This window comes from Vibrio sp. 03-59-1, assembly GCF_013114135.1.
Taxonomy (GTDB): Bacteria; Pseudomonadota; Gammaproteobacteria; order Enterobacterales; family Vibrionaceae; genus Vibrio; species Vibrio cortegadensis.
Genome location: NZ_VTYA01000025.1, coordinates 26,336 through 35,401, shown reverse-complemented (window position 1 = coordinate 35,401; position 9,066 = coordinate 26,336). Strand labels below are relative to the sequence as shown.

At 42.7% G+C, this 9,066-nt stretch carries 7 protein-coding genes and 1 tRNA gene; 7 read left to right on the top strand and 1 reads right to left on the bottom strand.

The features are described 5' to 3' along the window. The first annotated feature begins 28 nt into the window (after nt 1-28). Nucleotides 29-104 (top strand) — tRNA-Gly (locus F0249_RS18395). A 555-nt stretch (nt 105-659) separates the two neighbouring features. On the opposite strand, the gene queG is transcribed toward F0249_RS18395, so the two are convergent. After that, on the bottom strand, nt 660-1,784 hold the full coding sequence (gene queG, locus F0249_RS18390) for a tRNA epoxyqueuosine(34) reductase QueG (protein ID WP_171757427.1): 1,125 nt from the start codon (nt 1,782-1,784) through the stop codon (nt 660-662). Nucleotides 1,785-2,039: 255 nt separating this feature from the next. On the opposite strand from queG, the gene tsaE reads away from it, so the two are divergent. The 6 genes from tsaE to hflX all read left to right on the top strand — a co-directional run bounded on the left by tsaE (nt 2,040) and on the right by hflX (nt 9,043). After that, nucleotides 2,040-2,504, top strand: coding sequence for a tRNA (adenosine(37)-N6)-threonylcarbamoyltransferase complex ATPase subunit type 1 TsaE (gene tsaE, locus F0249_RS18385; RefSeq protein ID WP_017051374.1), 465 nt, complete (start codon nt 2,040-2,042; stop codon nt 2,502-2,504). Next, nucleotides 2,498-4,207 carry an N-acetylmuramoyl-L-alanine amidase gene (locus F0249_RS18380; RefSeq protein ID WP_113796827.1) on the top strand — a complete coding sequence of 570 codons (1,710 nt, stop codon included), beginning with the start codon at nt 2,498-2,500 and terminating at the stop codon, nt 4,205-4,207. The genes tsaE and F0249_RS18380 overlap by 7 nt, the downstream gene beginning before the upstream one ends. 13 nt (nt 4,208-4,220) lie before the next feature. Then, on the top strand, nt 4,221-6,269 hold the full coding sequence (gene mutL, locus F0249_RS18375; protein WP_171757426.1) for a DNA mismatch repair endonuclease MutL: 2,049 nt from the start codon (nt 4,221-4,223) through the stop codon (nt 6,267-6,269). A gap of 41 nt (nt 6,270-6,310) precedes the next feature. Next, nucleotides 6,311-7,243 (top strand): tRNA (adenosine(37)-N6)-dimethylallyltransferase MiaA, encoded by a 933-nt coding sequence (gene miaA, locus F0249_RS18370; RefSeq protein ID WP_136994223.1) that lies wholly within the window; start codon nt 6,311-6,313, stop codon nt 7,241-7,243. A gap of 196 nt (nt 7,244-7,439) precedes the next feature. Further along, nucleotides 7,440-7,700, top strand: a complete 261-nt coding sequence (hfq, locus tag F0249_RS18365) for an RNA chaperone Hfq (RefSeq protein WP_017051378.1) — start codon at nt 7,440-7,442, stop codon at nt 7,698-7,700. A gap of 35 nt (nt 7,701-7,735) precedes the next feature. Further along, nucleotides 7,736-9,043 (top strand): ribosome rescue GTPase HflX, encoded by a 1,308-nt coding sequence (gene hflX, locus F0249_RS18360; protein ID WP_113796831.1) that lies wholly within the window; start codon nt 7,736-7,738, stop codon nt 9,041-9,043. The last annotated feature ends 23 nt before the right edge of the window (nt 9,044-9,066 follow it).

Genomic DNA, 9,066 nt, shown 5'->3' with positions numbered 1-9,066 from the left:
TAGATTGAACGCACCCGCGGTCGATTATGCGATACTAGCTCAGTTGGTAGAGCGCAACCTTGCCAAGGTTGAGGTCATCGGTTCGAACCCGATGTATCGCTCCATTTTCTTATCAAGAGAGTGGATACAGTTAATATCGCTCTTTCTAATGCTGTGAAAGCATAAATCCCAAATAAACATTAAAAATTCACCCTTCGGTGGATATTTTTTTGTCTTTATCTTTTCAATAACCATTGAAATGCTACTTATACACACGGTGATCTGATGATTTACAGTGGTCTTTGTATATTCGTTAACAGACTTATCCACAAAAAATTAGCTGTGGATAAGTTGGTTGATAAGGTGTTTTGTTGTGTGTGTTTGATTTTTCGTTTAAAAGATCTTTTTGTGGCAAATAGGTTGTCATATCGGAAGGGGTTTCTTTATCTTATTGTTTTTTAAGGATTTGGTTGGTTTTTATTCGACATTCCCCCTCTGTATTAAAGATCATTAACTTGTTGTTTTTTGATCCTAATCATTTCTTTAGACTGTGTTTAACTTTTCTAAGCGTATATCAAACCGTCGCTATTAAATTTATTGTCCACATTTGTGGTTTTGAGATGAATATCAAATATTGAGAGAGGGTTTTGTGCAAAAGACAGCCTTAATCAAGCTCGAAATTAGGCGTCCCTTGGTAAACCTTTTTGAACGATACGAATAAGCCTCTGCTTTTTCGTGCTATGGCGGGCGCTATCTACTGGAAGCTGCTGTAGCTGTTGTTGAATGGCCCACTGAATATGAGTATCCAGAACATCACTTAGCCCGAACCGCGACTCTAAAGCTTCTACAATCGCAAGCTTGTACGGAGCATTACCTAATGCGATAGAGATGTTGCGTAGCCACTGTAGATGTCCGATACGACGAATCGCGGAACCTTCCATTTTTTTGAGAAACATATCTTCATCCCAACTAAATAGCGAGAGAAGATCGGGTTCTTTAAATGAGGTTCGGCGGTGGAAATCTGTTTGGTCTGTTAAATCAGAAAATCGATTCCACGGGCAAACTAGCTGGCAATCATCGCAACCATAAATACGGTTTCCAATCGCGGTTCTAAACTCTTCAGGAATGACACCATCAAATTCAATGGTTAAGTATGAAATGCAGCGACGACCATCTACGATTTTCTCATCGACGATAGCGTTGGTTGGGCACGATGTGATGCAGGCTTTGCATTTACCGCACTCATCTTCGCTTGGGGTATCAACAGGCAGAGGAAGATCGATCAGTAGCTCTCCTAAGAAGAACCAAGAGCCCGCTTCTTTATCTAATATGAGTGAGTGTTTTCCTGTCCAGCCGAGTCCCGCCTTTTGAGCCAATGGCCTTTCAAGGATCGGCGCTGAATCAACAAAAGGGCGATGTCCAAACTGTCCGACTTCTTGCTCAATAAGCTGTCCTAGCTTTTTGAGTTTGTTGCGAACCAATTTATGGTAATCACGCCCGAGTGAGTATCGACTGATATACCCAAGGTTAGGATCACTCAAGTTAGAAGCAAACATAGCTTCAGGTGGCAGATAGTTCATTCTTGCGCTGATGACTCTTACCGTTCCCGGTAACAGTTCATCTGGTCGAGCTCGCATCATGCCATGACGCGCCATCCAATCCATATCTCCGTGGTAACCATTATCTAACCATTTCTGTAATGGACCTTCATGTTCTCGTAAATCAACATCGCAGATCCCTACCTTTTGAAACCCTAATTCACGGGCCCAAATTTTAATTTGAATCGCTAGTTGATCGTAGTTCATGAGTGGATTGCTCTGAAAAAATGGGGTCGGATCTTAACGGATCTTCAACTTAGAATCTAGAATCATTTATTGAGTTAATCACTTTTGCTAGAGAAAATGCCGATTAACGAAGGAAAGTCATGAGTATCGTAAATAAAGTGACATTTTTACGGATTACTTACACTTGATATCTTGTCTCTCAAAACCAACAAGGTTTACTATTCGTACTCTTTTGATTTTTATATAGTCGACAGTCAATATTTAGAGAATGTATCTATGAGCACAAAACAATTCACCTTGAAAGATGAACAGGCAACCATTCAAATGGGCAATGCGCTTGCTGGCATTTGTTCTCAACAAACAACCATTTATCTACATGGTGATCTTGGGGCTGGAAAAACAACATTTAGCCGTGGATTTATTCGCGCTCTTGGACACGATGGTAATGTAAAAAGTCCAACCTACACCTTAGTGGAACCTTACCAGTTAGCTGATTGGCAAGTGTATCATTTTGACTTATATCGTCTTGCCGATCCTGAAGAGTTGGAATACATGGGGATTCGTGATTATTTTACTGACGATGCTATTTGCTTGGTAGAGTGGCCAGAAAAAGGGCAAGGACTATTACCGCAAGCGGATTTAGATATTGAATTACGTTATGACGACCAACAGCGAGTGGCGTTATTAACGGCAAATAATGATTATGGTCGAGTTTTATTAAGTCAATTGGAGCTATGTTGATCAGCATACGAATTCCAGCAGTTGTTATTGCTGCTATCACTTTCCTACTTAGTTTCTCAACTTTAGCGTCTGCCAATGCGCTTGAAGGGCTGCGAGTGTGGCCCTCTCCAGATGAAACTCGTGTTGTTATTGATTTAAAATCTGAGGCTGATTTTAGCTATTTTACTTTAAGTAGCCCCAGTCGCTTAGTGGTCGATCTGAAAAAGACATCATTAAGCACAAAGTTACCGCTAGTGGTCTCTGATAGCCCAGTGTTGTCAAAAGTGAGAAAAAGCAGCGCTCCAAGTAAGGGGACGTATCGCCTCGTTTTTGAATTAAAGAAGCACTCTACTCCTGAGTTATTCAAACTCAGCCCGACTCCAGGTGGCCAATATGGGCACCGTTTAGTGGTCGATTTTCCACATGGTAAAACAGCAGTTAAAGGCAAGGTGCCATCGAAGCCTGTGGTGAATAAAGACATCTCACAAATTCAGCGCAAGAAAGATATTCTGATTGTGATCGACCCTGGCCATGGGGGAGAAGATCCCGGCTCTATCGGGCCGTCTAGAAAATACGAAAAGAACGCGACATTAAGTATTTCAAAGAAGATCGCAGCACAGTTAAATGCGATTCCTGGTATCAAAACACGTCTAACACGTAACTCAGATTACTTTGTGAACCTGAATCGTCGTGTTGCGATTGCACGTGAAAATGATGCCCACCTGCTGATCTCCATTCATGCTGATGCCTTTACTACGCCTAAGCCGCGTGGTGGCTCTGTGTTTGTGTTAAATACAAAGCGTGCCAATACCGAAATTTCGCGTTGGGTCGAAAACCATGAGAAACAGTCGGAATTACTGGGTGGTACGGGAACGGTTCTCACTAAGAATATTAATGATAAAAATGTAAACCAAACCTTGCTTGATTTACAGTTTAACCATTCTCAGAAAGAGGGGTATAAGCTGGCGAAATCTATTTTATCTGAGATGGGAAAAGTCGCTAAACTGCATAACTCTAAGCCGATTAATACCAGCTTGGCTGTTTTACGCTCACCGCAAATCCCTTCAGTTTTAGTGGAAACTGGCTTTATCTCTAATCCAACTGAGGAGCGTTTACTTTTCCAACGTTCTCACCAAGATAAATTAGCGAGGGCGATTACCCAAGCGGTGGTTCGTTATGTTCAAGCTAATCCTCCAGAGGGAACCATTTTAGAGGCTCAAGGAAAAGCGGTTAAGCATAAAGTCAAAGCCGGTGAGTCGTTATCGGTTATCGCAAAGCGTTACGGGACATCGGTAGCCACAATAAAATCCGCTAACCGATTAAAATCGTCCGGCTTAGCTGTTGGGCAAGTATTAACGATTCCGGGATACTCCATGCCGACCGTTGTGCCTAAAGCGAAAAACCCAATAGAGACGAAGACGGTGACGCATATCGTTCGAAAAGGGGATTATTTAGGCAAAGTAGCAAAACGCTATAAAGTGAGTGTCGCGAGCATTAAACGAGAGAACCGACTTAAATCGGATACGTTGAAGTTAGGGCAAAAACTAAGAATTACAGTGAGTTTGAAAGATCTTCCGCTTAGAAAACACAAAGTTAAACGCGGTGAATTTTTAGGTAAGATCGCCACTAAATATGGTGTTACGGTAAATAGCCTTCGCAAAGCGAATAAGTTGCGCTCCGATTCACTCGCGGTTGGCCAAGTGCTAATCATACCGAATAAGTAGGCGGCTTCTTACGATGACAATTAAAATATTACCCGCCCGGTTAGCCAACCAAATTGCCGCAGGTGAAGTGGTAGAAAGACCAGCCTCAGTCGTGAAGGAGTTGGTTGAAAATAGCTTGGACTCAGGTGCGACTCGAATCGACATCGATATTGAGAAAGGCGGAGCTAAGCTCATTCGGGTGCGCGATAATGGTAAAGGCATTGTAAAAGATCAATTGGCTCTGGCGTTGAGTCGACATGCGACCTCTAAGATTCATACTCTTGATGATCTTGAAGCGATCATTAGTTTAGGTTTTCGTGGAGAAGCGCTAGCCAGTATAAGTTCCGTTGCTCGCCTGACGATGACTTCTCGACCTGCCACGCAAGATCAAGCTTGGTCGGCGTACAGTGAAGGCCGAGATATGGCGGTAAAATTACAGCCAACGGCTCACCCAATTGGCACCTCTGTTGAAGTATTGGATCTCTTCTTTAACACGCCTGCTCGCCGTAAGTTCTTACGCACTGAAAAAACAGAATTTACCCATATCGATGAATTGCTTAAACGCATTGCTTTAAGTCGTTTTGATGTGACGATCAATCTTCGTCATAACGGGAAAATGATCCGTCAATACCGAGCATCAAAAAACGATCTCCAAGCAGAGAAGCGTATTGCAGCTGTGTGTGGGGCCTCTTTTGTTCGTCATATGCTTAAAATTGAGTTGGAGCATCAAGAGCTAAAGCTTCATGGTTGGGTAACGACGCCTGAAGGGGCTAGGCAACAAAGTGATTTGCAGTACTGCTATGTGAATGGTCGAATGATGCGTGACAAGCTGATTAATCACGCAATTCGACAAAGTTATGCCACCAGTTTGAAGCCTGAGCAGTTTGCTACTTATGTTCTGTTTATCGAGATAGATCCCCATCAAGTCGATGTGAATGTACACCCTGCAAAACATGAGGTTCGCTTTCATCAAGCTCGCTTAGTGCATGATTTCATTTATCAGGCTTTAACTAGTGCCTTGGCACAAAGTGAACATATTGACGAGCCTAGAGTCACAGAATCAGCCTTTCATCAGGAGGAGTGCGAGACTCAGCGTGCTGAGGTGGCAGGTGCAGAGCTTTCTGCATCCGAACGTGCAGCAGAAGTGATAGATCAAATGCCTTCTTACCCCGGTAAAGCTGAGAGTGAACGATCGCCTTCGATTGCTGATGGTGTGAGTGAATCTTACCCGAATCGAGATTGGGTCACTAAACCTCATCATGCAACCCAAAGCCCTCAGCCTTATAGCACTAAGAATCTAAGTTCTGGTTCTCAAAGTTCGTCGCATCAAAGTCCATCGTCTCAAAATACAGCGCTTTCTAAAGATAAGCGTTACCACGCTCAACCTGCGCCATCAAAGCAAGAAGTACACGCTTACCATCAGTTAATGAAAACGACTGAAGGTGAAGGTGCGTTTCAGGATCCAAAAGATCAGAATGAAGTCGTTACTGATGGGAAGGCGAGCTCTGAGGCGAAGAATCAGCAAGAAATTGTCGAATTAGGCAAAGCACTCTGTGTTGTTGAGCAGCAATATTTGGCGATGGGCTCAAAATCGGGTTGTTTGCTCGTATCACTGATTCGTGGTGAGTGGTTGCGAGTTAGAGGCCAACTTAATACAAATTTGAATCCCTTAACTAGCCAACCACTGTTAGTGCCGTTATCGATAAAGCTTGGTAAAGATATGATAGCGCTGGTTGAAGCGAATCAATCTTTATTAGGGACATTTGGTATCCAGCTTAAAGCCAGAAATTACGAAACAATACTGGTTATGGGGGTTCCGCAGCCATTAAGGCAGCAAAACCTGCAACAGTTGATCCCAGATCTGTTATCTTATCTGCTCTCAGACGATCAAGTGAATGCCGATTCGTTAGCTTCTTGGCTGGCAAATCAAATAACACAAGTAAAAAGCAGCTACACTTTATCTGAAGCAATTCAAATTGTTGCGGAACTCGAACAGCTTTGGCAAGGTCAATTACCATTAGACGATATAGATTTCGTTAAACCGATTGATTTTTCAGCCACCGTTGCAGCATTTAAGCTGTAAACGGTAAGCTATTGATTAAAAATATAAATAAAAAAGTGAACATGAATCAGAAGTTACCTTTAGCGCTATTTTTAATGGGGCCAACAGCATCAGGAAAAACGGATCTTGCGATACGTTTACGCCAAAAGTATCCAGTCGAAATTATCAGTGTGGACTCTGCATTGATCTATAAAGGGATGGATATTGGAACCGCGAAACCTGATGATCAAGAGCTCGCGCTTGCCCCTCACCGTTTGATCGATATATTAGATCCTAGCGAAGCGTATTCTGCCGCCGATTTTCGACGCGATGCATTGGAAGCAATGAATGATATTGTTTCTGAAGGTAAAATACCGTTATTGGTTGGCGGTACAATGCTATATTACAAAGCATTACTTGAAGGTTTATCACCACTTCCAGCGGCCAACCCTGAAATACGTCATCAAATAGAACAACAAGCGCTGGCGAATGGCTGGGCAGCGTTACATGATGAATTAAAAGCGATCGATCCTGTATCTGCAGAAAGAATTCATCCAAATGATCCACAAAGGTTGTCTAGGGCATTGGAAGTTTACCGAATTTCAGGTAAAACTCTAACTGAGCTTACTCAAGTGAAAGGTGAAAGCCTGCCATTTAGAGTAAAACAATTTGCGATAGCTCCCAAGGAAAGGGCAGAACTCCATCGTCGTATTGAATTACGTTTTGATAAGATGCTAGAGGCTGGGTTTGAAGATGAAATGCGTACTTTGTATGCCCGAGATGATCTTCATCCAGATCTTCCATCGATTCGATGTGTTGGATATCGACAGATGTGGGACTATTTAGATGGGCAGTGCGATTTAGATGAAGCGGTATTCCGTGGTGTCTGCGCTACTCGTCAATTGGCCAAGCGACAAATCACCTGGTTACGCAGTTGGGATGATTTAACTTGGTTAGATAGCGAAAACATTGAACAAGCGTTAGAAACTCTTTCAGATGCAATAGCATCCGATTGAATTAGCTGTGTATAATGTGATCGTTTTTGCGTGAATATACCCTGAAGGATCTGTCATTAAGATTTAACAATGATCATCAATTCTAAATGACAATAGGGTGTTTATTATTCATTTAGCTCAGATGCAAAGGCCGCACACTTTTTAGTGCACCACTAGCTAAATAATTACAACTAAAAAATCAAATAAGGAAAATAAAATGGCTAAGGGGCAATCGCTACAAGACCCATTCTTAAATGCTCTACGACGTGAGCGCATTCCAGTGTCTATCTACCTTGTGAATGGCATTAAGCTACAAGGTCAGATCGAATCTTTTGATCAATTTGTGATCTTGCTGAAAAATACAGTTAACCAAATGGTATACAAACATGCGATTTCAACTGTTGTCCCAGCTCGAGCAGTGAGTCACCATACTGCAGAGCGTCCAGCAGATCGCCCTCAAGAGAAATCTGAAGATTAATATTCAAATCTCAAAAGTAATAAGGAGTTGGTTGCTTGTTTGACCGTTATGAAGCCGGCGAACGAGCCGTACTTGTTCATATCAACTTCACGCAACAAGGTGAGTGGGACGATCTCAGCGAGTGTGAAATGCTGGTGTCTTCTGCTGGGGTGACGACGCTACAAGTTGTGACGGGTAGTCGTCAGTCACCACACCATAAATACTACGTTGGAGAGGGGAAAGCTCAGGAAATCGCCCAAGCTGTACAGCTAACGGGTGCTGATGTGGTGATATTTAACCACGCCTTATCTCCAGCCCAAGAACGTAACCTAGAAATGTTGTGCAAATGCCGAGTGTTGGATCGTACCGGTTTAATACTTGATATTTTTGCTCAACGAGCTCGGACACATGAAGGGAAATTACAGGTTGAGCTTGCTCAGCTTCGTCATATTTCAACTCGATTAATCCGTGGTTGGACCCACCTTGAGAGACAAAAAGGTGGTATTGGTTTACGTGGTCCGGGTGAAACGCAGTTAGAAACCGATAGACGTTTATTGCGTGAGCGAATTAAAGCGATTCTACGCCGTTTAGCTAAAGTGGCGAAGCAGCGTGAGCAAGGGCGGCGAGCTCGGAATCGAGCAGAAATCCCAACCATTTCATTGGTAGGTTATACCAATGCGGGTAAATCGACACTGTTTAACTGCATTACAGATGCGGGAGTGTATGCGGCAGACCAATTATTTGCGACGTTAGATCCTACATTGCGTAAGATCGAATTAGCCGATGTTGGGCCTGCGATTCTCGCGGATACTGTTGGTTTTATTCGTCATTTACCTCATGATTTAGTTGCAGCATTTAAAGCAACATTACAAGAAACGCAAGAAGCTGACATTTTGTTACATGTTGTTGATGCCAGTGATGAGCGTTTTCGTGAGAACATTCAAGCGGTTCATGATGTACTAGAAGAGATCGATGCCCATGAGGTACCGTCTTTAGTCGTGATGAACAAGATCGACAGCCTTGATGATCAAAATCCTCGTATCGAAAGAGATGAGGAAGGCTTACCTCGTACTGTTTGGGTTTCTGCTATGAATGGCATCGGTATGGATCTTCTATTTGAAGCTCTAACTGAACGCTTAGCGAAGCAGATGGTACAGTATCAGTTGCGAATTCCACCTCAATATCAAGGTAAAATTCGTAGCACATTCTTCGAGTTAAATTGTATTCAACAAGAAGAATATGATACAGATGGTAACTTGTTGATAGATATTCGAATGCAACAAGTAGATTGGTCTAGGATTGAAAAAAGAGAAGGGGCAGTTTTGAGTGACTTTATCGTTACAGAAAGGACTGCTACAGTATAACGTCATATCAAATGATGGAGCTT

Excerpts from the sequence above, each read along its gene's own strand:
- queG (WP_171757427.1), bottom strand. The coding sequence starts at position 1,784 with ATGAACTACGATCAACTAGCGATTCAAATTAAAATTTGGGCCCGTGAA.
- tsaE (WP_017051374.1), top strand. The coding sequence starts at position 2,040 with ATGAGCACAAAACAATTCACCTTGAAAGATGAACAGGCAACCATTCAA.
- F0249_RS18380 (WP_113796827.1), top strand. The coding sequence starts at position 2,498 with ATGTTGATCAGCATACGAATTCCAGCAGTTGTTATTGCTGCTATCACT.
- mutL (WP_171757426.1), top strand. The coding sequence starts at position 4,221 with ATGACAATTAAAATATTACCCGCCCGGTTAGCCAACCAAATTGCCGCA.
- miaA (WP_136994223.1), top strand. The coding sequence starts at position 6,311 with ATGAATCAGAAGTTACCTTTAGCGCTATTTTTAATGGGGCCAACAGCA.
- hfq (WP_017051378.1), top strand. The coding sequence starts at position 7,440 with ATGGCTAAGGGGCAATCGCTACAAGACCCATTCTTAAATGCTCTACGA.